Consider the following 24,516-nt stretch of genomic DNA (forward strand, 5'->3'; position numbering starts at 1 on the left):
CACCACGAACTGCGGTAGTCCGCGGTCGGATCCCGACCGTGGACTACCGCAGTCCTGTGTCGTGCGGGCTAGCCGAAGGACGGGGTGGGCACGAAGCCCCCTGCACCCTCTGCGATCGCCACGACCTCGCACTCCTCGATCAGCTCCGGCCCGCTCCCGATGATCTGCGACCCAGGGGCGGTTTCCGCGGTGGCCGCGAAAGACTCCTGGAAGGCGGCGCGAGAAGCATCGTCGACGAACACGTACACGCCTTCGAACCAAGCACCCTCACGGGCACGCCAGGTCTTGTACGCGAGGCCGTCCATGCCGGTGAACCGATCGTGGGAGGTGTCCCGGACGTAGGTCTTCAGCTGGTCGAGCGTGCCGACGGGGGCGTCACGCAGCGACCATCGGACCGTCAGACCGGGCTGCGAGGCCACTCAGACAGCCTTCAGGGCGTCGCCGAGATCGGAGGCTTCGTCGTTGGTCAGCTCGACGACGAGTCGTCCGCCACCTTCGAGCGGAACCCGCATCACGATGCAGCGTCCTTCCTTGGTGACCTCCAGCGGGCCGTCCCCGGTCCGAGGCTTCATGGCCGCCATGCGTTCCCCTCTCCTCCGTGCGCAGCGCGGGCGCGTGCACCTTTGAATACACCCATTATCGCGCACGCCAGCGTCAGGAGTGAATGCGGCAGACTGAGGCCATGACCGAACCCCATGCTCCCGTCTCGTACGAGGTCGTCGACGGGGTCGCCACGATCACTCTGGCGCGCCCCGATTCCCTCAACTCCTTCGACGACGCGACCAAGGTCGCGTTCCGTGACTACCTCCACACGGCGGCCGCCGACGACGCCGTCCGCTGCGTCGTCCTGACCGGATCCGGACGCGCCTTCAGCGCAGGTCAGGACCTCAAGGAGCACGTCGCCCAGATGCGCGAGGGGGGTCAGCTGAACTCCACCGTCGAGGAGCACTACAACCCGATGGTACTCGCGATCACCACGATGCCGAAGCCGGTGATCGCCGCCGTCAACGGGATCGCCGCCGGTGCGGGGGCCTCGATCGCGTTCGCGGCGGACTTCCGCATCGTGGCGGAGTCGGCCGGGTTCAACCTCGCCTTCGCCGGGATCGCGCTGTCGGCCGACACCGGTGCCTCGTGGACGCTGCAGCGGCTCGTCGGGCTGCCTAAGGCGACCGAGCTGCTCCTGCTCCCCCGGACCATCCGCGCCGAGGAGGCGCTGCAGCTGGGGCTCGCGACCCAGGTGGTCGCCGACGACGCGTTCGCGGGGACCGTCCAGGACCTCGCGGCGCGGCTCGCGAACGGGCCGACCCTCGCGTACGCGTCGCTGAAGCGGGCACTCGCGTTCTCGGCCAGCCACTCGCTGCCCGAGTCCCTCGCCAACGAGGCTCGCCTGATGGCGCTGACCGGCGCGTCGGAGGACCACAAGGTCGCCGTCGACGCGTTCCTCGCGAAGGAGAAGCCGACCTTCGTCGGTCGCTGAGACGTCCGTCCCGTCCGCGATTTGACGGGTTCCGCAAGGAAACCGCTGCCGAATTCCTTGCGGAACCCGTCAAATCGTGGACGGGACGGGGCGGCGGCCGCCAAGGGCCTTCAGCAGGCCGCGCGGAGCGGTGCGGGTCAGGTACGCCTTGGTCGGGCGCCGGCCGAGCTCGACAGTGACGAGCTGACCGTCGAGCCGGTGGTTGAACCACTGCGACATCGTGCCGTGGCACCCGGAGCCGCAGGAGAAGGTCCTCTTCGGGAGCCGCAGGTGCTTGGCGAGGCGCCGCGCGAGCGGGCGGTTGCCGGTACCGCTGGTGTCGATCCCATACAGCGGCTGGTGGAACGACACGACCTGGTCCGGCTGGACCTTGCGGAGGAACCGCATCATCGCCTTCGTCTCCGGCTCCGAGGCCGCGCTCGGACCGGACCACGTCGGGCCGCGCTTCGACCGCTTCCACCTGCGGGGGAAGTTGCGGTTGAGGTCGACGCCACGGGCGTTGCGTCGAGCCTTGCGCGCGACCCCGTCAGGGTTGGCGCTGGGGATCACCCACAGGTCGAGGCCGGTGATGGGAGCCCCGTCGCGCAGGTTGCGCAGGATGGCCTGCGGCTTGCGCTCGTCTCCATGCATCGCCGCGATCACCACGGCCGACCGCTTCGCGTCGGGGTCGCCCAGCCGGAACGCCAGGATCTCCCGGCCCTTGCGGGAGTGCCCGATGACGACGCGCTCGACGACCGCAGGGCGCGGTGCCGCCGTACGGGGTGAGGAGTCCACCACCGCGGCCTCGGCGGGCGACGGTGCGACGAGGGCGAGAGCCACCCCCGAGAGGACGGTGCCGACGAGGGCGCCACGCGGTGCTCGGACCATGACGCCGATCCTTGCTCAGCTCGTCGAAACCCGCACGTGGCAGTCGGCGAGGTGGTCGTCGACCATCCCGGTGGCCTGCATCATCGCGTACGCCGTCGTCGGTCCCACGAAGACGAAACCGCGCTTCTTGAGCCCCGCCGCGAGCGCCTTCGACTCAGGAGTCACCGCGGGCACGTCCTCGAGCGTGGCGGGCCGCGGGCGCGGCGCCGGCGCGAAGGACCACACGAGCTCAGCGAAGCCGCCGTCGAGCGCGCGCACGGCGGTGGCGTTGGCGATCGTCGCCTCGACCTTCGTGCGGTTGCGGATGATGCCGGCGTCGTCGAGCAGCTCGGCGACCCGCCTGCCGTCGTACGCGGCGACGACGGCCGGATCGAAGTCGGCGAAGACCTCGCGAAAACGAGGCCGCTTCCGCAGCACGATCGCCCACGAGAGACCCGACTGGAACGCCTCGAGGGTCAGGCGCTCGAACAGGCCCCGCTCGTCGCGGACGGGCTGACCCCACTCGGTGTCGTGGTAGGTCTGCATCTCCCCCGGCGTCGCGCCCCACGGGCACCGCGCCAGGCCGTCGGGCCCGATCACCGCGTCACTCATCTGCGCCCTCACGCAGCTCGGGCTTGGGCGCTGGCGCTGGCGCTGGCTTGGGCGCGGGCTTGGGCTCGGGCTCGGGCGCTGGCTCGGGCGCTGGCCCGGGCGCCTCGGCCTCAGGCGTCGCACGCGAGGCCAGATCTCGCTCCAGCCGATCGAGCAGCGCATCGACCTCGTCGCGGGCGTAGCCGCGCCACGCCCAGCTGAAGCGCACCGCGCGCAGGTCCTCGGCCGTCAGCGCGCGGTCGGCGGGCACGAGGACGTCCCGGCGCGAGGACGGCAGCGGAGCGAGTGCCCCGGTGCGTCCGGCGATCCACGTGACGGCAGCACCCACGAGCACCGCGACGACGACCACTCCGATCCAGATCACGCCACGATCGTGCCATGGACGTGCGACGAGCCGGGACCGCGCCCGCCGCGCGGACTACGCGAGCGGCCGCGCGAACGTGGCGAACTGGCGGATGAACGTCCCGTACACCTCGCGAGCCTTGGCGGCGTCCCGGTCGACCAGCCACGCCAGCACGACACCGTCGTTGATCGCGACGACCATCCGCGCCAGCAGCTCGACCGGCACCGTCCACTCGATCTTGCAGACCGAGGCCACCTGCTCCAGCGCCTGAGCAGCGACCGCGCGATAGGTGTCGTACTGCCACCGGGCGAGGTCGTCGAAGCCGGCGTTGCGAAGCGCGTGGGCGGCGACCTCGAAGGTCAGCAGGTGCCCCTCAGGGTCGGTCTCGACGGAGGACCACATGTGGCTGAAGCTCTGCTCGAGGAGCCCTGTCACGTCAGCCTCGTCGGGGGGCGGCAGCTCGCTGACGCTGACGACGTAGTCCTCGGCCATCCGCGAGATCATCGCGCGCAGCAGCTCCTCCATCGACGAGAAGACGTAGTGCACGATCCCGGGGGTGGCTCCGGCCTCGGCGGCGACCGTACGGGTGCTGACCCCGCCCACGCCCTCACGCTTCGCCACGACCAGAGCGGCCTCGATGAGCTGTTCGCGTCGTTCCTCCGACGAGACCCGCACGTGTTCTCCGTCCTTCGACCTTGTCCCCCTGATTGTGCCGCACGCCGCCTGTCAGGAGGGCACGAACTGCGCGACGACCTCGTCCAGGTCGTCCGTCACGATCAGCCGGTCGACGTCTGCCGAGGAGATCGCGCCGTGCTCGAGCACCGCCGAGCGCAACCAGTCGATCAGGCCCGCCCAGTACGCCGTGCCGTACAGGACCACCGGGAACTGCGTCACCTTGCGGGTCTGCGCCAGCGTCAGCGCCTCGAAGAGCTCGTCGAACGTGCCGTACCCGCCGGGGAACACCACGAAACCCTGTGCGTACTTCACGAACATCGTCTTGCGGGCGAAGAAGTAGCGGAAGTGCACCCCGAGGTCGACCCAGGGGTTCATGCGCTCCTCGAACGGCAGCTCGATGCCGAGGCCCACGGAGACTCCACCGGCCTCGCAGGCGCCGCGGTTCGCGGCCTCCATGATCCCGGGGCCGCCGCCGGTGATCACGCCGATACCCGCCTCGGCGAAACGTCGGCCCAGGTCCTCGGCAGCGGTGTAGAAGGGCGAGTCGGGCTTCGTCCGGGCAGACCCGAAGACGCTCACCGCGGGACCGAGCTTCGCGAGCGCACCGAACCCCTCGACGAACTCCGCCTGGATACGCATGACCCGCCACGGGTCGGTGTGCAGCCAGTCGGCCCGGCCCGAGTCGTCCAGCAGCCGCTGGTCGGTCGTGGTGGCGGGGATCTGGTCGCGGCGCAGCAGCACCGGGCCCTTGACCCGCTCGTCGTCGTGAATCTCGGCGTCCATCTGGTCGCGCACGTCGTCACTCATCACGGCCTCCTTCTTCGCCCCGCAGCCAGCGGAACAGGCGCTGCTCCGTCAGACGGAGCTGGTCGACAGGGACGCGTTCGTCCTGCTTGTGGGCGAGCAGCGGGTCACCGGGCCCGAAGTTGACGGCCGGCACGCCGATCGTGGTGAACTGCGCGACGTCGGTCCACCCGAACTTCGGGTTGACCTCGACGCCCATCGCCTTGACGAAGGCTGCGGCCGCCGGGCGGTCCAGGCCGGGCGCGGCAGCGGGCGACGAGTCGGTGACGACGACCTCGAAGCCGGAGAAGAGCTCCTGGAGGTACTCGAGCGCCTCCGCCTCCGTACGGTCCGGCGCGAAGCGATAGCTCAGCGAGACGCGAGCCTCGTCGGGCACGACGTTCGACGCGACGCCGCCCGACACGGCGACGGCGTTGAGGCCCTCGTGGTAGGTCAGGCCGTCGATGACCGGCGTACGGCGGACCGCGGCGACGAGCCGCTGAAGCACCGGCTCGAGCAGGTGGATCGCGTTGCTGCCCATCCAGGAGCGGGCCACGTGGGCTCGCTCCCCGCGGGCGATCACGTCGACGCGCACCACACCCTGGCACCCGGCCTCGATCACGGAGTTCGACGGCTCCATGAGGATCGCGAAGTCACCGGCGAGGAGCTCGGGCCGCTCACGGGCGAGTCGGCCGAGCCCGTTGGCGGACGCCTCGATCTCCTCGGCCTCGTAGAACACGTAGGTCACGTCGCGGACAGGCTCGGGGAGCTGGGCGGCAGCACGCAGGGCGACGGCGACGCCGCCCTTCATGTCGCACGAGCCGAGCCCCCACAGCTGGTCGCCGTCGAGCCGCGACGGGAAGTTGTCGTTGGCGGGGACGGTGTCGAGGTGCCCTGCGATGACGACACGGCTGTCGCGGCCGAGGCTGGTGCGAGCGACGACGGTGTGCCCGTCGCGCACCACGTCGAGGTGGGCGTACGCACGCAGGGCGGCCTCGACGGCGTCCGCGATCGCCGCCTCCTGGCGACTCTCGGAGGGGATGTCGACGAGGGCAGCCGTCAGGGAGACGACGTCGGCGTCGAGGTCGAGCGAGATCATGTCGCCCATCCCATCACGTCCACGGCGCAACGGTGCGGCTCGGCGCGCTGGGGTCGCTCGATAGCCTGTCTCGCATGACCTCCACTGTGCAGCCAGCCTGGGCCTACGGGATCGCCACCCTGACCGAGGACGGCACTGTCCTCGACGTCTGGTACCCGAATCCGGCCCTCGGCGCGTACGACGGGACGGCTGAGCCGACCGGGCTGACGGCGCTCGAGGGCGCCGACGACGTACGCCAAGTCCGGAAGACGTTCGTCCGGATCGAGATCGCGGACCTGGCCGCACCGCCGGCGGACGCGTACGACGCCTATCTGCGCCTCCACCTGCTCTCGCACCGACTCGTCCAGCCGCACGGTGCCAACCTGGACGGCCTGTTCGGGCTGCTCGCCAACGTGGTCTGGACGACGATCGGGCCGTGCGCGGTCGCCGGATTCGAGGAGACGCGCCTGCGCGCCCGTGCGGCCGGCCTCCACGTGGCGGTGACGAGCGTCGACAAGTTCCCGCGGATGACCGACTACGTGGTGCCCAGCGGCGTCCGCATCGGCGACGCCGACCGCGTCCGCCTCGGCGCCCACCTCGCCGAGGGCACGACCGTGATGCACGAGGGCTTCGTGAACTTCAACGCGGGCACGCTCGGCCACGCGATGGTCGAGGGCCGCATCAGTGCCGGTGTGGTCGTCGGCGACGGCACCGACATCGGCGGGGGCGCGTCGATCATGGGCACGCTGTCGGGTGGCGGCAAGCAGGTCATCAGCCTCGGCCGCAACTGCCTCCTCGGCGCGAACGCCGGCATCGGCATCTCGCTCGGGGACGACTGCGTCGTCGCCGCCGGCTGCTACGTCACCGCGGGCGCCAAGGTGACGCTCCCGGACGGCAGCGTCGTGAAGGCGTCCGAGCTGTCGGGGCGCGACGGGCTGCTCTTCCTCACGAACTCGGAGACGGGCCGCCTCGAGGTGCGCCCGCGCACCGGCTCCGGGATCGAGCTCAACGCGGCGCTGCACGCCAACTGAGCGCCATGGACGCCATCGCACGACGCTCGGGTCGTGCCGGTGTCGCCCTGCTCGTCCTCCTCGTCCTCGTCGGGGTGGTGGCCGCAGGCATCGCCGTGCTCGCCCGCAGCGGATTCGTCCCCACGCTGCGCGGCGAGGAGTGCACCGTCGAGGTCGGCGAGACCTCCGCGACGCTGGACCTCGAGCAGGCCGAGCACGCGTCGCTGATCGCCGCCATCGCCGTACGCCGGGGTCTGCCCGCGCGCGCGGTGACGATCGCCATCGCGACGGCGTTCCAGGAGTCGAAGCTCCACAACATCGACTACGGCGACCGCGACTCCCTCGGACTCTTCCAGCAGCGCCCCTCGCAAGGCTGGGGCACCCCCGAGCAGATCATGCGGCCGCGGTACGCGATCAACCGCTTCTACGACGGGCTCGAGAAGGTCGACGGCTACCGCTCGATGTCGGTCACCGAGGCGGCGCAGGCGGTCCAGCGGTCGGGCTTCCCTGAGGCGTACGCCGACCACGAGGCGTACGGCCGTGCGCTCGCGTCGGCGCTCCCCGGCAACTCACCGGCGGCGTTCTCGTGCGAGATCAGACCGGCCGAGGCCGAGACCGCTGCTCCCGGGACGAACGGGCTGACGCCCGCGGCAGACGCCGTACGGGTCGACCTGCGGGAGGCGTTCGGGCGGCTCCCGACCGGGGGCTACGCGCCCGAGGGCGTCAGCACGGGCCACTCGGAGGGCTCGAAGCACTACGAGGGGAAGGCCGTCGACGTGTTCTTCAGGCCGGTGACCCCGGAGAACACCAAGGACGGCTGGGCAGTCGCGCAGTACCTCGTGGCGAACGCTGATCGCCTCGGCATCGCCACGGTCATCTTCGACGCGAAGATCTGGACGGCGCGACGCTCGCAGCAGGGCTGGCGCGACTACACGGTCCCCGACCGGAGCGGGGACCGGGCGATCCTGGAGCACCGCGACCACGTGCACGTCGACGTGGCCTGACTCAGCTCCACTGCCACGACGCGAGCACCGAGCGCGCGAGATCGTCGCGGGCGGCCTGGTCGACCGTCGGGCTGAACGAGAACGTCGCGACGTACAGGCTGTCGTCGCGTACGGGGTAGTACTGCTCGATCGTGTACTTCTGACTGCCGAGCGACATCACCCCGCTCACGTGCGCGGCCTCGGCACCGTCGATCACCGCGCGTTCACCGACCTCCACCTCCGTGGCGCCCACGGCGCGCAGCTCCTGCAGCGCCTGCTCCTCGACCGCGTCGGCGTCGGCATCGGGTGGGGCAGGCAGCTTCAGGACGTTGAGGTTGTCGCCGAAACCGTCGGAGACGTCGTCCTGGGAGATCAGCGTGTCCGGGTCGAAGCCCGCGACCTCCTCGTCGGGCTCGCCCCAGCCTTCGGGGATGCGGTAGGAGTAGCCGTCGCCCTCGACCGTCTCACCGTCGGCTGCGGGCACCGACGTCGTGGACGCCGAGGCAGGCGTACCGGTGGCCTCGCTCCCGGGGGAGTCGACGGCGTCCCCCGCGCTGCCGCAGCCGGTGAGCGCGAGACCGACGAGCAACGACAGGGCGGCGATCCGAGACGTCATGCCGCGGAGTCTAGGGTCCGGAGACGCAGCGATCTCGAGGGGTTGCGGCGAGATCGCCGCGACCCCTCGAGATCGGTCGTCCTCCCGTCAGCCGATCGGCTGACGAGTCAGGAACTTGTAGCTGTAGCCGGTCGCGAGCAGCGTCAGCGGGACCGTCACCAGCAGACCCACGAGGCAGAGGATCGCACCGAGGATGTTGATGCCGATGAGGGCCAGCGCCAGCAGGAAGATCGGGCCGAGGTTGTTGCCGACGAGCTTGAAGCTCGACTGCAGGGCGTCGATCGGGCTCTGCCGCTGGTCCAGGACGAACCACAGCGTGTACCAGGCGAAGAACGTGAAGATGATGCCCGGCAGGATGCACAGGAGGAAGCCGACGAACGACAGGACGGCGAGCAGCAGGAAGGTCAGGATGACCGCACCGGCGCGGTCTCCCCACTGGAAGAAGTCGCCGATGCCCGGCTTGCGGCCCTCGGTCTCGGCCAGCGCGCCCTTAGTCTGGGCGGCCTGCATGAGCCAGCTCACGAGCGTGTTCAGGAGGTTGAACAGCAGCGCGAGGAACGAGAACCCGCCGGCAGCCGCCCACACGCCGTTGTCCATGGCGCTGTCGCTGCCGGACTGCGCAGCGGTGCCGATACCGCCGATGACGGCCTGGATCACGAAGAAGATGAGCGTGATCACGACCCAGACGGCCCAGTTCGCCTTGAACTTGTTCCAGCCGTACGAGATCGCGTCGCCGACGCTCAGCGCCGGGGGCTCGCCGTACGCCTCAGGTCCACCGGTGTAGCCGGGAGGCGGACCGTAGCCTCCGGGCGGAGGCGGGTAGCCGCCACCGGGCGGAGGTCCGTAGCCACCGGGCGGGCCCTGCGGCGGCTGGCCGTAGCCACCGCCGGGCGGCGGGCCCTGCGGAGGGGGTCCGTAGCCGCCGGGCGGCGGACCCTGGGGCGGCGGCCCCTGCGGAGGAGGGCCCTGCGGGGGCGGCGGCGGGTATCCACCGGGCGGCCCGGGCGGAGGCTCGTACGGGGGCGGTCCGCTCGGCGGTTCGCCCCCGGAGGGCGTGCTGCCCGGCTGGCCGTCGTTCGGCTCGCCGCCGGGCGGGTTCTGGGGGTCGCTCATCGACCGATCTCCTCCGTTGAGGTACGGCGCAGGGAATGCGGTCCCCACGCTCTCCCTTGCGAGGCTATCGAGGTCAGGGGCCACCTGTCCGCAACCGACACGCGAGAGACCCTCGGCGCGTCGCGCGATCAGGCGAAGGAGGCGAGCCTGTCCGCCGCTGTCGCGATGCGTTCGTCGGTCGCGGTGAACGCGATGCGGACGTGACGGGCGCCGGCGGCACCGTAGAACTCGCCGGGCGCCACGAGCACGCCGATCTCGGCCAGCGCTGCCACCGTGTCGCGCGCTGGCTCGTCACGGGTCGCCCACAGGTAGAGCGCGGCCTCGGAGTGGTCGATCCGGAACCCGGCGCCGAGCAGGGCGTCACGCAGCACGGCTCGGCGCGCGGCGTACAGCGCGTGCTGCGCATCGGCGTGGGTGTCGTCGTCGAGGGTCGCGCGCATCGCGTGCTGGATCGGCCCCGGCATGATGAGGCCGAGGTTCTTGCGGACCTCGAGCAGCTCCTTGACGATCGCCGTGTCACCGGCGACGAAGGCCGCGCGGTAGCCCGCGAGGTTCGACCGCTTCGACAGCGAGTGGACCGCGAGGATGCCGTCGTGCGAGCCGCCGCTGATGTCGGGGTGGAGGATCGACTGCGGGACGGTGTCCCAGGCGCACTCGAGGTAGCACTCGTCCGAGATCAGCAGCACGCCTCGCTCACGCGCCCACTCCACGGTCTTGCGGAGGTGGTCGGCGCCGAGGACGCGCCCGCTGGGGTTGGACGGCGAGTTGATCCACATGATCGCGGGGGCCGTGGGGCCGAGCGCGACGGTGGAGTCGGAGACCACGACGTCGCAACCGGCGAGACGCGCACCCACCGCGTACGTCGGGTAGGCGAGCTCCGGGATCACGACCGTGTCGCCGGCGCCGAGCCCGAGGTGCAGGGCCATCGCGCCGATGAGCTCCTTGGAGCCGATCGCCGGGAGCACACCGTCGATGTCGAGCCCGGTGACGCCGTGCCGGCGCGCCAGCCAGTCGACGGCGGACTGCCGCAGCGCGGGCGTACCGACCGTCTGCGGGTAGCCGGGCGCATCGGCCGCGGCGGTGAGCGCGACCTGGGCGACGAGTGGTGTGGAGTCGACCGGCGTCCCGATCGACAGGTCCACGATCCCGTCAGGGTGCGCGGCAGCACGCGCCTTGACCTCGGCCAGCGAGTCCCACGGAAAGTCGGGCAGGCGCTGCGAGACCGCTCCGGACGACAGACGCGCCGCCACGCTCGGGCGTGGCGGCGCAGACGATGTCGGGTCGAGCATCAGTCCTGGTTCTGCGGGGGCAGTGCGGCGATCATCGGGTGATCCTTGTCGATCGCCCCCATCTTGGCGGCACCGCCGGGCGAGCCCAGGTCGTCGAAGAAGTCGACGTTGGCGGTGTAGTAGTCCTTCCACTCCTCAGGAGTGTCGTCTTCGTAGAAGATCGCCTCCACAGGGCACACCGGCTCGCATGCGCCGCAGTCGACGCACTCGTCGGGATGGATGTAGAGCATCCGCTTGCCTTCGTAGATGCAGTCGACCGGACACTCGTCCACGCAGGCACGGTCCTTGAGGTCCACGCACGGCTGAGCGATGACATACGTCACGAGGGGTCCACTCCTTCTGTCGAGCTGTCGGAACTAGTATCACCCTCGGCGTGGAGGGCCCGTGCGTAAGGTCCGCCTTACGGACGGAACGCTGTTCCAATTTCACTGAGGAGACTACCCGTGAGCCGTTACGACGCCCTCGTCGGGCAGCGCGTCGTCGTCCGGTCGACCGTGCCCGGCGAGCGGGGCCCGACCGGCGGACCCGCCTACACCGACGTCATCGGACGGCTGCTCGAGCACGACGGCGCGCGCCTGCGCATCCAGCGCCGGGACGGCTCCGAGGTCGAGGTCGACACCGCCGGTGTCGTCGCTGCCAAAGCCGTGCCCGACGGCCGTGCCCGGGTCCGCACGCGGCCGGCGGGAGACTTCTCGCCCGAGGAGCTCGCCCGGATCTGCACCCGCGGTTGGCCGCCGCGGTTCTCCGAGCCGCTCGGCGAGTGGACGCTCCGCGCCTCCGGGGGCTTCACCGGGCGCGCGAACTCCGTGGCGGTCCACGGAGACCCCGGTACGCCGCTGCCTGAGGCGCTCGCCCACGTGCAGGCCTACTACGCCTCGCACGACCTCCCGGCGAAGGCCCAGGTCATCGACGAGACCGTCTGGGCCGCACGGTTCGCAGACGCAGGCTGGGTCGGCATCGGCGGCACCCACGACCACGCCGTGGTCCAGGTCGCCGACGTGGCCACGATCGAGGCTGCGCCGGCCGTGACCACCACGGACGCGGACCCGGCCCGTACGCCCCAGGTCCGGATCGACGACGCCCTGACCGATGCGTGGCTCGAGGCCGCCGAGCGCGACACCACCTCCGTGACCAGCGAGGACGTCGGCTTCGTGCTCGCGTCCCCCCCGGTGGTCGGCTTCGCGGTCGTCGAGGGAGCCGAGGGCGTCGAGGCCGTGGCGCGCATCGTCGTCACCGGCGAGTGGGCAGGGCTCTCCAGCGTCCACACGCTCCCGCACGCGCGCAGGCGCGGGCACGCTGCCCGGCTGCTCGAGGAGAGCACCCGCTGGGCCGCCGAGCGCGGCGCGGACAAGGTCTACCTGCAGACCATGCGCCACAACACGCCTGCGCTCTCGCTCTACGCGGGGTACGGCTTCGTGACGCACCACTCGTACAGGTACGTCACCCCACCCGCGTGAGTCGCGAGATCGGCGCGGGTGTCAGTCGCGCTTCTTCGGCGGCTTCTGGCACTTGACGTTGTCGGCGGCGTTGTAGTTCGCGGTGATCGTCTCGCGGTCGACGACCTTGCCGTCGATCTTGAACGTCCGGTAGACGTCGATGTCGAACCCGGTCACGCCGGACTGCGGGACGCACTTGTCGGTCGCGTCGTAGCGCGTCGCCGGTGAGCGGAAGTTGCGCTTGCTCGACACGCCCGCGGTGACGTCCCACTTCTTGGTGCCCCACATGGTGACGTTCATGGAGCCCTGGGACGACGGCGTGCTCTTGTTGACCCACGCCTGGATGTAGATGCCGTGATCGGTCGTGTTCTTGAACTTCAGGTCGAGCGTCGGCCAGGCGACGGTCGCCTCACGACCGACCGGGTAGCGGTCGATGTAGAAGCTGTGCGGCTTGTGGTTCACGTCCTCGAGCCCGGCGAAGAAGCCCGCGTTGTAGAGGGTTGTCGCCACCTGCGAGACGCCGCCGCCGAGGTCCTCGCGGAAGACGCCGTTGCTGATCATGAAGCCTGCCGTGAAGCCGTTCGCGGCGGTGCGCTCACCGACGGTGTCGTTGAAGCTGAACGTCTCGCCGGGCTCCAGGATCGTGCCGTTCACGAGCTCGGCGGCGCGGCCCTGGTTGATGTTGCGGTAGGTGGCGTAGGGGAACCGCGTGGTGAACGAGCTGACCTTCTCGACGATCGCGAGCTTCTTGAGGTCGTCGGTCGTACGGTCGGGCTGCTTCTTCGAGGCCTCGACAGTCAGGACCCGCTCGTCGCCGGACTTCGCGAGCACGGGGACGATCGCCGTCGCGACGTCGGCAGCCGCGACGCCGACACCCGGCGTGCCGGGAACGACGGTCGGTGCGCCGTTGCGGATCGCGATCGTGGCGTCCTTCGCCGGCGTCCCGATGCCCGAGGTCGCCTCCGCCAGCGGCTCGGCGAGCTTCTTGGGGTCGAGGACCGGCTCGAGCTTGCCGTCGGTCACCTGGATGCTGAGCGCCGCGGCGTAGTCGGCGGGTTCGAGCTCGGCCGACTTCTTGCCGACCACGATCTTGACCGGCCCGGAGACGGCCGGCTCGGCGACCTCGGACACGGCCGCCGTCAGGTCGTCGCTGGTGACGCTGGGCTCCAGCGAGTCGACGGGGAGCTCCAGCGCGGTGTGCTCGAGCGGGTAGGCATCGCGCACCATCGCCACCGTCGCCTCCTGGTCGACCGCGCGGCCGGCCTTCGGCTCCGTGACCTCGGGGCGACCGTCGGGGAAGTCGATGCGTCCTTCGGCGACCTCGCGGTCGGTGTCCTCCGCGATCGACACCACGGCGCTGTCGAGAGTCTTCTGGTCCACGTCGAGCTCCACCGGGAAGTCCTCGGACCCGATCAGCACGTCGATCATGGTGAGGGGGTTCCAGACGGACGACGCAGCACCCGTCTGGTCGATCGAGGCATCGAGGTCGACCGCGAGGCCCGCCTCCTTGGGCGTCAGCTCGTACGTCTTCTTGCCGCGCACGATCCGGACGGGCTCAGCCGCCGGCTCCTTCAGCGCGTCGCCGAGCGTGCTGCGGGCCTCGTCGAGGGAGAGCATCCCGACGTCGACGCCTCCGATCTCGGTCCCCGACGGCACCCGGTCGGAGGTCGCGAAATGGAGCACCACGTAGCCGACCACGACGACGATCCCGACCGCGGCGAGCACGATCAGGGCGATGATGTTGCCGCGCTTGCGGCTCTGCTCCTGGAGCGTCGGGTCCTGCTCGGAGAGCGTCGGTGCGGTGGCCAATGGGTGTCCTCGTGTTCCGGGGAGTGCGTGCCGGTCAGCGATGCTGCTCGACCGGCGACGGGCCCGAGTTCTTCTCGCTCTCGGGAGAGCGCACGAGGGCACCGTAGTGCGAACGGTAGTAGAGCAGCGGCTCGCCGAGCCGGGTCTGGTCCAGATCGAGACCAGACTGTTCCGCATCGCTGCGGACGGAGGCGGCGAGGACCTGCCCGACGACGATCGTGTGGTCACCACCGTCGTACGTCTGCCAGGTGGTGCACTCGAGCCAGGCGATGCCGCGGTCGAGCAGCGCGGCACCGGTCTCGGCGCCGCGGTGGTGCGGCACCCGGGCGAGCTGGTCCTCCAGCGGGCGGCCCCGGTGCGCGAGCCACGTCGCGTCGTCCTGGCCGTCCTCCGACAGGATCGAGACGCCCCACGTGCCCGAGTCGAGCACGGCGTCGTGGAACCGGTTGCGACGGTCCACGACGACGAGCACGAGCGCGGGGTCGAGCGAGACCGACGTGAAGGCGCTCGCCGTCATCGCATGGTCGACCCCGTCGGCGACGCTCGTCACGACGGTCACACCGCTGGCGAAGCGGCCCAGGACGTCACGGAAGGCCCGTGACGTCGCGGGATCCAGAGGGTGGGACGCGGAGTTCACGATCCCAGCGTACGGGGACCGCCCGCCGGACCGGGGACGGTGTGACCCGCGCCTCGTGTCGTCCAGACGATGCCCACCACGAGGGCTGCGAGCGACCCGAGGAGGAACGCGTAGCCCAGCGTGTCGGCGGCCACCAGGTAGTCGCCCTCCGGCCGCGACGACGTCCCCAGGAACAGCACGACCGCGTACGCGCCGGCCAGCACGTAGGCACCCGCCTTGCCGACGGCGTACCCCGCCGCTCGGATCGTCACCACGACCGTCGCGAGCGTGAGGACCAGCCCCCACGGGATCGACGCGTCGACGTGCCGGTGCACGACGAGACCCGCGACGCACAGCGCCACGCCGAGGAGCGCGGCGAGGGCGAGCGCGAGGGGTCGCGGCACTCCGGCTCGCCTACCGCGTGCCGGCGAAGAGGTCATGCTCCAACGCGTCCTCCCCCGGGACCGGCGTGCCCTTCGCGATCCGGTAGAACTCCGTCCCCCACACGTAGGCGCCGAGGTTGTTCGAGAGCGCGAAGAACGGGCTGTCGACCTGGATCTGCGTCGGGTAGGCGCGCATCGCGTCGATCTTCGCCTCGGCGTACTCGTCAGCCACCACGGAGGCAGCGATCTGGTCGTCCGGCACCGCCATGAACGAGAGGTCGCTGTCGGGGTCCATGCCCTCGAACGTCGTGTGGTCGCCGGCCGCGCGCAGTCGGCGCAGGCCCTCGCGCAGCCACGACTCGGAGCTCGTCGTCCAGTAGACCTTCGCGACGTCCCAGGACTCTCCGAGGTCCTGCCGGTACGACGGGGTGGCCGCGAGTGCGACCGCGTACGTCGCCACCCGGTGCGCCTGGACGTGGTCAGGGTGACCGTAGTTGCCGAAGTCGTCGTACGTGATCAGGACCTGCGGCCGGATCTCACGGATGATCGCGACGAGATGGTCGGCCGCCTCGCGCAGGTCGGCGAGCCAGAACGCGTTGGGCGCGACGTCGGGGGCGACGGTCGCCGCGCCGGACTCCGACCAGGCCATGCCCGAGTCGCGGTACGTGCCAGCGCCGCCGAGCCACCGCGTGTCCGTGATACCGAGGATCTTCATCGCGGCGTCGCGCTCGGTGATCCGGTGCTCGCCGAGCCGGTCGTCACGGTCCGCGGCCAGGTGCGCGAGCTCGGGGACGAGGACCTCGCCCATCTCGCCGAGCGTGCAGGTCACGAGCGTGACGTGCGCGCCCTCCGCGGCGTACTTGGCCATCGTGGCGCCGGTGGTGATCGTCTCGTCGTCGGGGTGCGCGTGGACGAGGAGCATGCGGCGATCGGGGAGGTCGGACATGCAGGCAAGCCTAGACTCCGACCCGTGGCGACGATGCGGTCAGCGGGCGTGAAGGGCTTCCGCGCGGTCGTCGAGTCGCTCGGCGGCGACGCCGACGCGCTGGCGCGCCGCGTGGGCCTCGACCCGGCGGTGCTCGACGAGGACGACATCCTCGTCGCCGACTGGCTGCTCGCCGACCTCCTCGAGGAGAGCGCGCACGCCCTCGCGTGCCCGGATCTCGGCCTGCGCATGGCGGCCCGTCACGGGCTCGACCTGCTCGGGCCGCTCGCGATCGTCCTCGTCAACTCGCCGACCACCGGGGAAGCGCTGGCGGCCGTCGCACGCTACCTGCGCTTCCACGCCGACACCATCCACGTCGGCCTCGGACCCGATCCCAGCGGCGCGCCGGAGACCGCCGCCTTCTCGTACGCGCAGGACGTCGGCGCCGAGCCGCCCGTGCAGGCGATGGATGCCGGGATCGGGTTCGTGCACCGCACGTTCGTCGAGATCACGGGACCCGGCTACGGGCTGCGGTCGATCCACCTGTCGTACGAGCCCGTCGCACCGCTCACGGCGTACGAGGACTTCTTCGGCGTCCCCGTCGTGACCGGCGCCGCGACGACGTACCTGCGCATCCCGGCAGACTTCGCGTCCACGCCGATCGCCGGTGCGGACGAGGCGAACCGCGCCCGCGCGATGGCGTACCTCGAGTCGGTGCTGCCGCCTGAGCTCGAGGACTTCCCGGGCCGGACCCGCGCGATCGTGCACGAGACGCTCGCCTTCGTCCCGCCGCAGATGAGCCACGTCGCGCGCATCCTCAACGTCGGGGAGCGGACGTTGCAGCGGCGGCTCGCCGAGCGGGGCACCGGCTTCGCCCAGATCGTCGACGACGTGCGTCGCGAGACCGTCCACCGCTACCTGACGCGGACCTCGATGCCGTTGCACGAGATCTCGGCGGCGGTGGGGTTCGCCGAGCAGGCGACGCTGACCCGGAGCGCTCGGCGATGGTGGGGCCAGACACCGCGGGCCGTCCGCCACGGCACCACCTGAGATTGTCGTCGAGAGTCAAGTTCTCCCGCGTGGCCCGCGTCACAATCGAACGCGAGACGGACCTCGATCCGTCGCGGACGAGACCACCCGAAGGAGAACCCATGGCCGACCGCACCGTCGACGTCCTCATCGTCGGCGCCGGCCTGTCCGGCATCAACGCGGCGTACCGCCTGCAGGAGCGCAGCCCCGGCACCACGTACGCGCTGCTCGAGGCGCGTGACGCGATCGGCGGCACCTGGGACCTGTTCCGCTACCCCGGCGTGCGCTCGGACTCCGACATCTTCACGCTCTCGTTCCCCTTCCGCCCGTGGCGCGGCGAGGACTCGATCGTCGACGGCGCGCACATCCGCGACTACCTGCTCGACACGGTGCGCGAGTCGGGCATCGGCGACCACGTCCGCGTCTCGACGAAGGTCCTCGCCGCCGACTGGTCGGCCGAGCGGGCCCGCTGGACGGTCACGGTCACCACGGGACGCGACCAGGTCGAGGAGACGTACGAGGCGCGGTTCGTGTTCTTCTGCAGCGGCTACTACGACTACGACGCCCCGTACGACCCCGGTTTCGCGGGCGTCGAGGACTTCGCGGGGCGCGTCGTCCACCCGCAGTTCTGGCCGGAGGACCTCGACTACGCCGGCAAGCGGGTCGTCGTCGTGGGCAGCGGCGCCACCGCGATCACGGTCGTGCCCGCCATGGCGGAGACGGCGGCGCACGTCACGATGCTGCAGCGGACCCCGACGTACGTGGTGGCGCAGCCGAAGCAGGACGCACTCGGCAACGCACTGCGCAAGGTCCTCCCGGCCCGCGCCGGGCATCTGGCCATGCGGAGCAAGAACACCGCGCTGCAGTGGACCTTCTACCAGGCGTGCCGTCGCCTGCCGAAGCAGATGGCGGGCCTGTTCCGCAAGGGCGCGGTCGCGGGGACCGGCTCGGAGGAGGTCGTCGACGCGCACTTCACCCCGCCGTACCAGCCGTGGGACCAGCGTCTGTGCATCTCGCCCGACGGCGACCTGTTCGCGGCGATCCGCGACGGCAGGGCTTCCGTCGTGACCGGTCACATCGACCGCTTCGTCGAGAAGGGCATCCGCCTCGCCGACGGAGAGGTGGTCGAGGCCGACGTCGTGGTGACCGCGACCGGGCTCGCGCTCAAGCTCCTCGGTGGGACGCGGATCAGCCTCGACGGGACTCCGGTCGACCTCGCGCACACCTACGCGTACCGCGCCACGATGCTCAGCGGCGTCCCCAACCTGGCGTTCTGCATCGGCTACATCAACCTCTCCTGGACGATGCGCTCGGACATGACCGCGCGCCTGGTCGCCCGCATCGTCAACCGTCTCCGCGACTCCGGCGCCGACACGGTGACACCCGTGATCGACGGCACCCCGGACTCCCGCCCGCTGTTCGACATGGAGTCCGGCTACATCCGCCGTGGGGCGCACCTGCAGCCGCGCGCGACGTCCGACTACCCGTGGTCGATGCGGCAGAACGTCGTCGTCGACGCGTGGGCGACGAACCGTGCCGACCTCGACGACGGCCTCGCCTGGAGCCGGTCGGCGCGCAACCGGACGCGTACGAGCGCGGGCACGGGCGCGAGCGCATGAGGGTCGTCACCTGCCACCGCGGCGAGCTCGCGGTCGCCGAGGTCCCCGACCCCGTCCCCGCGCGCGGCCAGGTCCTGATCGAGGTCACGCGGTGCGGGATCTGCGGGTCCGACCTGCACGCACGCACCCACAGCGACCTCACCGCCGACGGCGCCGCCGAGATCGGGTACGACGCGTTCATGCGCGCCGAGCAGACGGTCGTGATGGGCCACGAGTTCGCCGGGCGCGTCCTCGGCTACGGGCCGGGGTGCCGCGAGTCGTGGCCGATCGGCACCCGCGTGGTGTCGCTCCCGGTGCTCCGCCACGACGACGGGGCTCACCTGACCGGGCTCTCGGTCCGCGCGCCAGGCGGCTACGCCGAGAAGATGCTCGTGTCCGAGGTCATGACGATGCCGATCCCGGACGGCGTGAGCGACGACCACGCCGCGACGACCGAGCCGCTCGCCGTCGCGTACCACGCCGTACGCCGCAGCGAGGTCCGCAAGAAGGACGTCGCGATCGTCGTCGGTTGCGGACCGATCGGGCTCGCGGTGATCCTCATGCTCAAGGCAGCCGGCGTGCGCACGGTCGTGGCGAGCGACCTGTCGGCAGCGCGGCGGAGCCTCGCGACCCGGTGCGGCGCCGACATCGTGGTGGACCCGCGGGTCCACGCGCCGTGGACGGCGTACGGCGAGCGCAAGGGCCACCTCCGGACCGCTCCGAGCCTGATCGAGCTCGGCATGGACACCATGAAGGTGCTCCGACGCGTCCCGGGCCTCCCGTGGTGGCGCGTGATGCGCGCCGCCGAGAAGGTCGGTGCGACGCCGCGCGGACCGGTCGTCTTCGAGTGCGTCGGTGTGCTGGGGATGATCGAGGACGTCATCACGCACGCGCCGCTGCTGTCGCGCGTCGTGGTCGTCGGGGTGTGCATGGAGCCGGACACGTTCCGTCCGTCGATGGCGATCAACAAGGAGATCGACCTGCGGTTCGTCTTCGCCTACGGCCCGGACGAGTTCTACGAGACGCTCCACATGATCGCGGACGGCACGATCGACCCGTCGCCGCTGCTGACGGGCACCGTGGGTCTCGACGGTGTCGCCGCCGCGTTCGAGGCCCTCGGGGACCCGGAGCGCCACGCGAAGATCCTGATCGATCCGGCGAGCGACGTCTCGGTGCCCTGACCCGCCCCGATACGCTCGGAGGCATGACGAGTCCCGCTGACGAGTCCCCTCTCGTGGAGAACGTGTCCTACCCGCGGCTGCAGGCGCGGTCGCTGCGCTTCACGCTCGGCGTCCCGCGCGACCTGACCGTGAGCCCGGACGGGTCGAAGGTCTTCTTCGTCCGTACGCCCGACGGCTCGACCCGCACCGGGTCGCTGTGGGCGTTCGACGCCGAGACCGGTGAGGAGGCCTGCCTCGCCGATGCCACCACGCTGCTCGGGGACGGCGGCGAGGAGCTGTCAGCAGAGGAGCGAGCGCGCCGTGAGCGCAGCCGCGAGTCGGCCGCCGGGGTCGTCGCGTACTCGATGGACGAGGCGTGCACGGTCGCCGCGTTCGCCCTGTCGGGCAAGGTGTGGGTCTGCCGTACGGACTCCGGCCAGGCGGCCGCGCTGCCGACCGCGGGTGCCGCGATCGACCCACGCGTCGACCCGACCGGCCGTCGCGTCGCGTACGTCGCCGACGGCGCGCTGCGCGTGATCGGCGTCGACGGCACGCTCGACTACCCGGTCGTCGAGCCTGACGGCGAGCACGTGGCGTGGGGACTCGCCGAGTTCGTCGCCGCCGAGGAGATGGACCGTCACCGCGGCTACTGGTGGGCCCCCGACGGCGAGTCGCTGCTGGTGGAGCGCTACGACGAGTCGCCGGTCGCGACCTGGTTCGTCGCCGATCCGGCCGATCCCTCGCGGCCGCCGGTCGAGCACCGCTACCCGGCCGCCGGGACCGACGACGCCGACGTGTCGCTGTGGCTCGTGCACCTCGACGGCACGCGCGCCGAGATCGCCTGGGACCACGACACGTTCCCGTACCTCACCCGCGTCTCCTGGACCCCGCACGGCGACCCTCTCGTCCAGGTCATGTCGCGCGACCAGAAGCATGCCGCGGTGCTCGCCGTCGAGCTCGAGACGGGCGAGACGACCCTCGTGCGGGCGCAGAGCGACGACGTCTGGGTCGACCTGATGACGGGTGTCCCCGCGTACGCGCCGGGCGGTCGGCTCGTGACGATCGAGGACCACGACGACACCGCGACGCTGTTCGTCGACGGAGCACCGGTCTCGCCCAAGGGGCTGCAGGTCCGGCGGGTCGTCTCCCTCGGCGCGGACGGTGCGATCGTCACGGCGTCGGAGGAGCCGCGCGAGGTCCACGTCGCCGCGATCGGCTGGGACGGCGAGGTCGTCCTGCTCACCGACGGGCCAGGCGTGTGGTCGGGGACCGAGCGCGGAGGCACCGCCGTACGCGTCCGGGCGTCGCTCGACTCACCGTTCCCCGCTGTCACCGTCATGCGCAACGGCTCCACGGTCGGCACCATCGCGTCCAACCCGCTCGACCCCGGCTTCCAGCCCGAGGTGCGCTTCCTGGAGGCCGGCGAGGACGCGATCCGCACGGCCGTGATCTTCCCGCGGTCGCACGAGCACGGCAACGTCGCTCGCCTGCCGATCATCATGAACCCGTACGGCGGTCCGCACGCGCAGCGCGTCCTGCACTCCGCCAAGGCGTACCTCGAGGCCCAGTGGATCGCCGACCAGGGCTTCTGCGTCGTGGTCGCCGACGGTCGGGGGACGCCCGGACGTGGCCGCGCGTGGGACCGCGCGATCCGTGACGACTTCGCGGGCGTCACGCTCGACGACCAGGTGGTCGCGCTCGAGGCGGTGGCCGACAAGTACGGTGCCGACGTCGACCCGACCCGGGTCGGCATCATGGGCTGGTCCTACGGCGGCTACCTGTCCGCGCTTGCCGTGCTGCGCCGCCCGGACGTCTTCCACGCAGCGGTCGCGGGTGCGCCCGTGACCGAGTGGCGGCTCTACGACACCTTCTACACCGAGCGCTACCTGGGGCATCCCGACGAGCAGCCCGAGGTCTACGACGCGAACTCGCTGCTGAACGGGCTCGACGAGGTCGGGGACCTGCCGCCGCTGATGATCGTGCACGGCATGGTCGACGACAACGTCGTGGTCGCGCACACCCTGCGGCTGTCGTCAGCGCTGCTCGCTGCAGGCAAGCCGCACGCCGTGCTGCCGTTGACCGGCGTCACTCACATGACGCCGCAGGAGGTCGTCGCCGAGAACCTGGCGCAGCTCCAGGTCGACTTCCTGCGCCGCTCCCTGCGCGCCTGACCTCCCTGGCGTCCCCGGGTCACCTCTCCGGGCGCCACTCCGCGAGTCGGCGCCGAACTGGCTCCCTCGGCGACGGGTCGACCGAAGCGCCGGGGGCGTCACACCGTCGCTGAGCCGGGTGAGGCCTGACGCGAGCGGCGCTACTGGATCGCCGTGCAGCCCGGCGTCAATCCCGCTTGAGCCGTTTCGGGGCCGACGGGAGCGGCGGGGGCGTGGCCGGCGGCGCGGCGGGCGCCGTACCGGCTTCGACCATCCACGCCAGGTCCACGTCTCCGACGAGCTCGTCGAGGCGTACGGCGGCTGCCGGGTCCTCGACCCGGACGAGCCACGCGCGATCCTCGCTGTCGTCCTCGCCGGCAAAGCCCTCGCGGTGCAGGTACGCCGCGTAGCCCTCCGCGTGCAGCGCCGCGAGCACCTCCTCGGCGTCCTCCCCCTCGTCGAAGTGGGCCTCGACGGGCACGGACGACCCCGTACGCCGCAGCAGCTCGGCGATCTCGGGAAGGAACGGTCTGTCGGCATCGAGCCACGGCACCGTGTCGAGCTCCTCGGCGCCGAGCCAGCGCAGCAGGTCGTGCTCGGTCGGTTCCGGGACACCCGACACGACCTCGCCGACGTGGGCACGCAGCACCATGCCGCCGGCGAGCTCCACCTCGCCCGCCAACCGCCGGCCGACGGCGACGTCGCAGCCGAGCTCCTCGGCGACCTCGCGACGCGCGGCCTCGATCTCCGACTCCCCCGGCTCGACCTTGCCTCCGGGCAGCTCCCACCGGCCCGCGGCTGACGCCGGTCGCGTCCGCCGGGCCGCGAGCACGCGCCCGTCCTGCACCAGCGCCACGCCCACCACGACGCGTGGCGGCGTGCGCTCGGGAGTCTCAGAGGTCACGGGATCCACAACCGGCGAGACTATCGCGGGCGGCCATCCGCAGACGACGGCGTGAGCGCGTACGGTCGAGACATGGACGCATCCGAGCACTCCGACACCCTGCTGTCCGAGGCGGAGGTCGCGACCGCGCTGGAGAGCCAGCCACGCTGGGTCCGCGACGGGGACACGATCGTCCGTTCGGTGCGGGCTGCCACCTACCTCGACGGGATCGGCCTGGTCGACGCCGTCGCCGCAGCGGCCGAGGCCGCGGGCCACCATCCCGACATCACGATCCGGTGGCGCGAGGTGACCTTCACGCTGTCGACCCACTCGGCCGGTGGTCTGACCGCCAAGGACTTCGGGCTCGCCGCGACGATCGACGAGCTGGCCGCGGGCATCGACGACTGACCCGGGAGGCGTGCGCGGGACGCCGGCCATGACAGGCTTGGTTCCGTGACTCACTCGCACGGCCACCTCACGGGCAGCGAAGACCACGGACGTCGCGGGCTCGCGACCGTCCTCGCCGTCGTCGTCGGGCTGATCGCGGTCACGCTCGCGATCGGCGTGTGGGTCCTGTGGCCGGACGGGGACGACGTCGCCAAGGCTCCGAACCCGTACGGCACGCAGGGTGTCAGCATCGTCTCCGGCACCGTCACCGACGTACGGGCCGTCGACTGCGGCGGCGGTGCGGTCGGCCCCGACGGTCTGCCTGCGGTCCAGGGCGAGTGCGGCGAGCTGCTCGTCCGTACCACCGACGACGAGTCGGCCACGGTCACGGTCCAACCGGCCGTCTTCCGGTCGGGGGTCGAGGTCGGTGACGCGGTCGACGTGATCCGGATCCAGCCCGAAGGCGCGGCCACCGCGACGTACGAGTTCCTCGACTTCGACCGCGGGATGCCGCTGGTCTGGCTCGCGCTCGCCTGCGCCGTCGTCATCGTCGCCGTCGCGCGCTGGCGCGGCCTGCTCGCGATCGGGGGCGTGGTCGCGACGGTCGGAGCGATCGTCGTGTTCGTGCTCCCTGCGCTGCTGGCCGGTGAGAACCCGCTCGTCGTCGCCGTCGTGGGGTCGAGCGCCATCATGCTGGTCGTCCTGTATCTCGTCCACGGCGTCTCGATCCGTACGACAGCAGCACTGTTCGGCACCTTCATCGGCATCGCGTTGACCGCGGTCCTCGGTTGGCTCACGACCGACTGGACCCATCTCACGGGCATCTCGTCGGAGGACGACCAGATCCTGATGGCGATCGCCGACCAGATCAGCCTGTCCGGCGTCGTCACGGCGTCGATGGTGATCGCCGGTCTCGGTGTGCTCAACGACGTCACGGTGACGCAGGCGAGCGCTGTCTGGGAGCTGCGCGCGGCTCAGCCCGCTGCGAGCCGGCGCCGTACCTTCGTGTCGGCGATGCGGATCGGGCGCGACCACATCGCGTCGAGCGTCTACACGCTGGTCTTCGCGTACGCGGGGACGGCGACGACGGTGCTGCTCCTCGTCACCGCGTACGACCGCTCGCTGCTGGAGATCGCCAGCACCGAGCAGGTGGGCGCAGAGATCGCACGCACCCTGGTCGGGCTCATCGGACTGGTTCTCGCGGTGCCGGCGACCACGGCGATCGCCGTGTATCTCGCGCCACCGCCGACAGAGCCCGCCGACACCCTCGCCACCGCCGGTCAGGACCCTCAGCTCGTGTGACGGGCGAGGGCGG

General features: G+C 71.3%; 27 protein-coding genes. 10 read left to right on the top strand and 17 right to left on the bottom strand.

The features are described 5' to 3' along the window. Nucleotides 1-68: 68 nt before the first annotated feature. Together GH747_RS10840 and GH747_RS10845 are read right to left on the bottom strand one after the other, a co-directional pair. A complete protein-coding gene (locus tag GH747_RS10840; RefSeq protein ID WP_149769618.1) occupies nt 69-419 on the bottom strand; it encodes a hypothetical protein in 351 nt (116 codons plus the stop codon). Beyond that, entirely contained in the window at nt 420-581 is a 162-nt protein-coding gene (locus GH747_RS10845) for a DUF3117 domain-containing protein (RefSeq protein WP_149769619.1), read from the bottom strand. It lies immediately after the preceding gene. 101 nt (nt 582-682) lie between these two features. Between GH747_RS10845 and GH747_RS10850 the strand changes: the two genes are divergently transcribed. Continuing rightward, nucleotides 683-1,477: an enoyl-CoA hydratase-related protein gene (locus tag GH747_RS10850; protein ID WP_149769620.1), complete on the top strand. Its 795-nt coding sequence runs from the start codon at nt 683-685 to the stop codon at nt 1,475-1,477. A 69-nt stretch (nt 1,478-1,546) separates the two neighbouring features. On the opposite strand, the gene GH747_RS10855 is transcribed toward GH747_RS10850, so the two are convergent. Genes GH747_RS10855 through dapE form a run of 6 tightly spaced genes read right to left on the bottom strand, consistent with a single transcriptional unit; the run spans nt 1,547 to nt 5,835 of the window. Further along, nucleotides 1,547-2,344, bottom strand: a complete 798-nt coding sequence (locus GH747_RS10855; RefSeq protein ID WP_149769621.1) for a M14 family zinc carboxypeptidase — start codon at nt 2,342-2,344, stop codon at nt 1,547-1,549. Nucleotides 2,345-2,359: 15 nt separating this feature from the next. Next, on the bottom strand, nt 2,360-2,935 hold the full coding sequence (locus tag GH747_RS10860) for a DNA-3-methyladenine glycosylase I (RefSeq protein ID WP_149769622.1): 576 nt from the start codon (nt 2,933-2,935) through the stop codon (nt 2,360-2,362). Further along, nucleotides 2,928-3,299: a DivIVA domain-containing protein gene (locus tag GH747_RS10865; protein WP_228552884.1), complete on the bottom strand. Its 372-nt coding sequence runs from the start codon at nt 3,297-3,299 to the stop codon at nt 2,928-2,930. The genes GH747_RS10860 and GH747_RS10865 overlap by 8 nt, the downstream gene beginning before the upstream one ends. A 54-nt stretch (nt 3,300-3,353) precedes the next feature. Further along, nucleotides 3,354-3,953: a TetR/AcrR family transcriptional regulator gene (locus GH747_RS10870; RefSeq protein WP_149769623.1), complete on the bottom strand. Its 600-nt coding sequence runs from the start codon at nt 3,951-3,953 to the stop codon at nt 3,354-3,356. 51 nt (nt 3,954-4,004) lie between these two features. Continuing rightward, the gene (locus tag GH747_RS10875) at nt 4,005-4,760 is read right to left on the bottom strand and encodes an LOG family protein (protein ID WP_205602898.1); all 756 of its coding nucleotides are present in this window, start codon (nt 4,758-4,760) and stop codon (nt 4,005-4,007) included. Continuing rightward, nucleotides 4,753-5,835 carry a succinyl-diaminopimelate desuccinylase gene (dapE, locus tag GH747_RS10880; RefSeq protein WP_149769624.1) on the bottom strand — a complete coding sequence of 361 codons (1,083 nt, stop codon included), beginning with the start codon at nt 5,833-5,835 and terminating at the stop codon, nt 4,753-4,755. The genes GH747_RS10875 and dapE overlap by 8 nt, the downstream gene beginning before the upstream one ends. A 74-nt stretch (nt 5,836-5,909) precedes the next feature. Here dapE and dapD point away from each other — a divergent pair, with 74 nt between their 5' ends. Further along, complete coding sequence (gene dapD, locus GH747_RS10885) at nt 5,910-6,845, top strand: 2,3,4,5-tetrahydropyridine-2,6-dicarboxylate N-succinyltransferase (RefSeq protein WP_149769625.1); 936 nt, start codon at nt 5,910-5,912, stop codon at nt 6,843-6,845. A gap of 5 nt (nt 6,846-6,850) precedes the next feature. After that, complete coding sequence (locus GH747_RS10890; protein WP_149769626.1) at nt 6,851-7,828, top strand: VldE C-terminal domain-containing protein; 978 nt, start codon at nt 6,851-6,853, stop codon at nt 7,826-7,828. Between the two features lies 1 nt (nt 7,829). On the opposite strand, the gene GH747_RS10895 is transcribed toward GH747_RS10890, so the two are convergent. The 4 genes from GH747_RS10895 to fdxA all read right to left on the bottom strand — a co-directional run bounded on the left by GH747_RS10895 (nt 7,830) and on the right by fdxA (nt 11,148). Further along, entirely contained in the window at nt 7,830-8,423 is a 594-nt protein-coding gene (locus tag GH747_RS10895) for a hypothetical protein (RefSeq protein ID WP_149769627.1), read from the bottom strand. 87 nt (nt 8,424-8,510) lie between these two features. Next, nucleotides 8,511-9,536, bottom strand: coding sequence for a hypothetical protein (locus GH747_RS10900; protein WP_149769628.1), 1,026 nt, complete (start codon nt 9,534-9,536; stop codon nt 8,511-8,513). 128 nt (nt 9,537-9,664) lie between these two features. Beyond that, on the bottom strand, nt 9,665-10,825 hold the full coding sequence (gene dapC, locus GH747_RS10905; protein ID WP_149769629.1) for a succinyldiaminopimelate transaminase: 1,161 nt from the start codon (nt 10,823-10,825) through the stop codon (nt 9,665-9,667). After that, entirely contained in the window at nt 10,825-11,148 is a 324-nt protein-coding gene (gene fdxA, locus GH747_RS10910; protein WP_149769630.1) for a ferredoxin, read from the bottom strand. Before fdxA ends, dapC begins: the two co-directional genes overlap by 1 nt. 120 nt (nt 11,149-11,268) lie before the next feature. On the opposite strand from fdxA, the gene GH747_RS10915 reads away from it, so the two are divergent. After that, on the top strand, nt 11,269-12,282 hold the full coding sequence (locus GH747_RS10915; RefSeq protein ID WP_149769631.1) for a GNAT family N-acetyltransferase: 1,014 nt from the start codon (nt 11,269-11,271) through the stop codon (nt 12,280-12,282). Nucleotides 12,283-12,303: 21 nt separating this feature from the next. Here GH747_RS10915 and GH747_RS10920 read toward each other — a convergent pair whose 3' ends face one another. The 4 genes from GH747_RS10920 to mshB are packed head-to-tail and all read right to left on the bottom strand — an operon-like array spanning nt 12,304 to nt 16,015. Beyond that, a complete protein-coding gene (locus tag GH747_RS10920) occupies nt 12,304-14,070 on the bottom strand; it encodes a VanW family protein (RefSeq protein ID WP_163695501.1) in 1,767 nt (588 codons plus the stop codon). A gap of 34 nt (nt 14,071-14,104) precedes the next feature. After that, on the bottom strand, nt 14,105-14,707 hold the full coding sequence (locus GH747_RS10925; protein WP_228552885.1) for a flavin reductase family protein: 603 nt from the start codon (nt 14,705-14,707) through the stop codon (nt 14,105-14,107). Further along, nucleotides 14,704-15,090: a DUF6113 family protein gene (locus tag GH747_RS10930; protein ID WP_149769633.1), complete on the bottom strand. Its 387-nt coding sequence runs from the start codon at nt 15,088-15,090 to the stop codon at nt 14,704-14,706. The genes GH747_RS10925 and GH747_RS10930 overlap by 4 nt, the downstream gene beginning before the upstream one ends. A gap of 10 nt (nt 15,091-15,100) precedes the next feature. Next, the gene (mshB, locus tag GH747_RS10935; RefSeq protein WP_149769634.1) at nt 15,101-16,015 is read right to left on the bottom strand and encodes an N-acetyl-1-D-myo-inositol-2-amino-2-deoxy-alpha-D-glucopyranoside deacetylase; all 915 of its coding nucleotides are present in this window, start codon (nt 16,013-16,015) and stop codon (nt 15,101-15,103) included. Nucleotides 16,016-16,048: 33 nt separating this feature from the next. On the opposite strand from mshB, the gene GH747_RS10940 reads away from it, so the two are divergent. From GH747_RS10940 to GH747_RS10955, 4 genes are all read left to right on the top strand, one after another. Then, complete coding sequence (locus GH747_RS10940; RefSeq protein ID WP_228552912.1) at nt 16,049-17,044, top strand: AraC family transcriptional regulator; 996 nt, start codon at nt 16,049-16,051, stop codon at nt 17,042-17,044. Nucleotides 17,045-17,145: 101 nt separating this feature from the next. Next, nucleotides 17,146-18,642 (top strand): flavin-containing monooxygenase, encoded by a 1,497-nt coding sequence (locus GH747_RS10945; RefSeq protein ID WP_149769636.1) that lies wholly within the window; start codon nt 17,146-17,148, stop codon nt 18,640-18,642. Beyond that, complete coding sequence (locus GH747_RS10950; RefSeq protein ID WP_149769637.1) at nt 18,639-19,802, top strand: zinc-binding dehydrogenase; 1,164 nt, start codon at nt 18,639-18,641, stop codon at nt 19,800-19,802. The genes GH747_RS10945 and GH747_RS10950 overlap by 4 nt, the downstream gene beginning before the upstream one ends. Before the next feature lie 23 nt (nt 19,803-19,825). Further along, nucleotides 19,826-21,952, top strand: a complete 2,127-nt coding sequence (locus GH747_RS10955) for a S9 family peptidase (protein ID WP_149769638.1) — start codon at nt 19,826-19,828, stop codon at nt 21,950-21,952. Nucleotides 21,953-22,118: 166 nt separating this feature from the next. On the opposite strand, the gene GH747_RS22265 is transcribed toward GH747_RS10955, so the two are convergent. Further along, nucleotides 22,119-22,835 (bottom strand): (deoxy)nucleoside triphosphate pyrophosphohydrolase, encoded by a 717-nt coding sequence (locus GH747_RS22265; protein ID WP_228552886.1) that lies wholly within the window; start codon nt 22,833-22,835, stop codon nt 22,119-22,121. Between the two features lie 72 nt (nt 22,836-22,907). On the opposite strand from GH747_RS22265, the gene GH747_RS10965 reads away from it, so the two are divergent. After that, entirely contained in the window at nt 22,908-23,222 is a 315-nt protein-coding gene (locus GH747_RS10965) for a 4a-hydroxytetrahydrobiopterin dehydratase (protein ID WP_149769639.1), read from the top strand. 45 nt (nt 23,223-23,267) lie between these two features. Beyond that, nucleotides 23,268-24,503, top strand: a complete 1,236-nt coding sequence (locus tag GH747_RS10970) for a YibE/F family protein (RefSeq protein WP_149769640.1) — start codon at nt 23,268-23,270, stop codon at nt 24,501-24,503. Nucleotides 24,504-24,516 lie beyond the last annotated feature (13 nt).

It is taken from the genome of Mumia xiangluensis, assembly GCF_010994095.1.
GTDB lineage: Bacteria > Actinomycetota > Actinomycetes > Propionibacteriales > Nocardioidaceae > Mumia > Mumia xiangluensis.

Excerpts from the sequence above, each read along its gene's own strand:
- GH747_RS10845 (WP_149769619.1), bottom strand. The coding sequence starts at position 581 with ATGGCGGCCATGAAGCCTCGGACCGGGGACGGCCCGCTGGAGGTCACC.
- GH747_RS10850 (WP_149769620.1), top strand. The coding sequence starts at position 683 with ATGACCGAACCCCATGCTCCCGTCTCGTACGAGGTCGTCGACGGGGTC.
- GH747_RS10855 (WP_149769621.1), bottom strand. The coding sequence starts at position 2,344 with ATGGTCCGAGCACCGCGTGGCGCCCTCGTCGGCACCGTCCTCTCGGGG.
- GH747_RS10860 (WP_149769622.1), bottom strand. The coding sequence starts at position 2,935 with ATGAGTGACGCGGTGATCGGGCCCGACGGCCTGGCGCGGTGCCCGTGG.
- GH747_RS10875 (WP_205602898.1), bottom strand. The coding sequence starts at position 4,760 with ATGAGTGACGACGTGCGCGACCAGATGGACGCCGAGATTCACGACGAC.
- dapE (WP_149769624.1), bottom strand. The coding sequence starts at position 5,835 with ATGATCTCGCTCGACCTCGACGCCGACGTCGTCTCCCTGACGGCTGCC.
- dapD (WP_149769625.1), top strand. The coding sequence starts at position 5,910 with ATGACCTCCACTGTGCAGCCAGCCTGGGCCTACGGGATCGCCACCCTG.
- GH747_RS10890 (WP_149769626.1), top strand. The coding sequence starts at position 6,851 with ATGGACGCCATCGCACGACGCTCGGGTCGTGCCGGTGTCGCCCTGCTC.
- GH747_RS10895 (WP_149769627.1), bottom strand. The coding sequence starts at position 8,423 with ATGACGTCTCGGATCGCCGCCCTGTCGTTGCTCGTCGGTCTCGCGCTC.
- GH747_RS10900 (WP_149769628.1), bottom strand. The coding sequence starts at position 9,536 with ATGAGCGACCCCCAGAACCCGCCCGGCGGCGAGCCGAACGACGGCCAG.
- dapC (WP_149769629.1), bottom strand. The coding sequence starts at position 10,825 with ATGCTCGACCCGACATCGTCTGCGCCGCCACGCCCGAGCGTGGCGGCG.
- mshB (WP_149769634.1), bottom strand. The coding sequence starts at position 16,015 with ATGTCCGACCTCCCCGATCGCCGCATGCTCCTCGTCCACGCGCACCCC.
- GH747_RS10940 (WP_228552912.1), top strand. The coding sequence starts at position 16,049 with ATGCGGTCAGCGGGCGTGAAGGGCTTCCGCGCGGTCGTCGAGTCGCTC.
- GH747_RS10945 (WP_149769636.1), top strand. The coding sequence starts at position 17,146 with ATGGCCGACCGCACCGTCGACGTCCTCATCGTCGGCGCCGGCCTGTCC.
- GH747_RS10950 (WP_149769637.1), top strand. The coding sequence starts at position 18,639 with ATGAGGGTCGTCACCTGCCACCGCGGCGAGCTCGCGGTCGCCGAGGTC.
- GH747_RS10955 (WP_149769638.1), top strand. The coding sequence starts at position 19,826 with ATGACGAGTCCCGCTGACGAGTCCCCTCTCGTGGAGAACGTGTCCTAC.
- GH747_RS10965 (WP_149769639.1), top strand. The coding sequence starts at position 22,908 with ATGGACGCATCCGAGCACTCCGACACCCTGCTGTCCGAGGCGGAGGTC.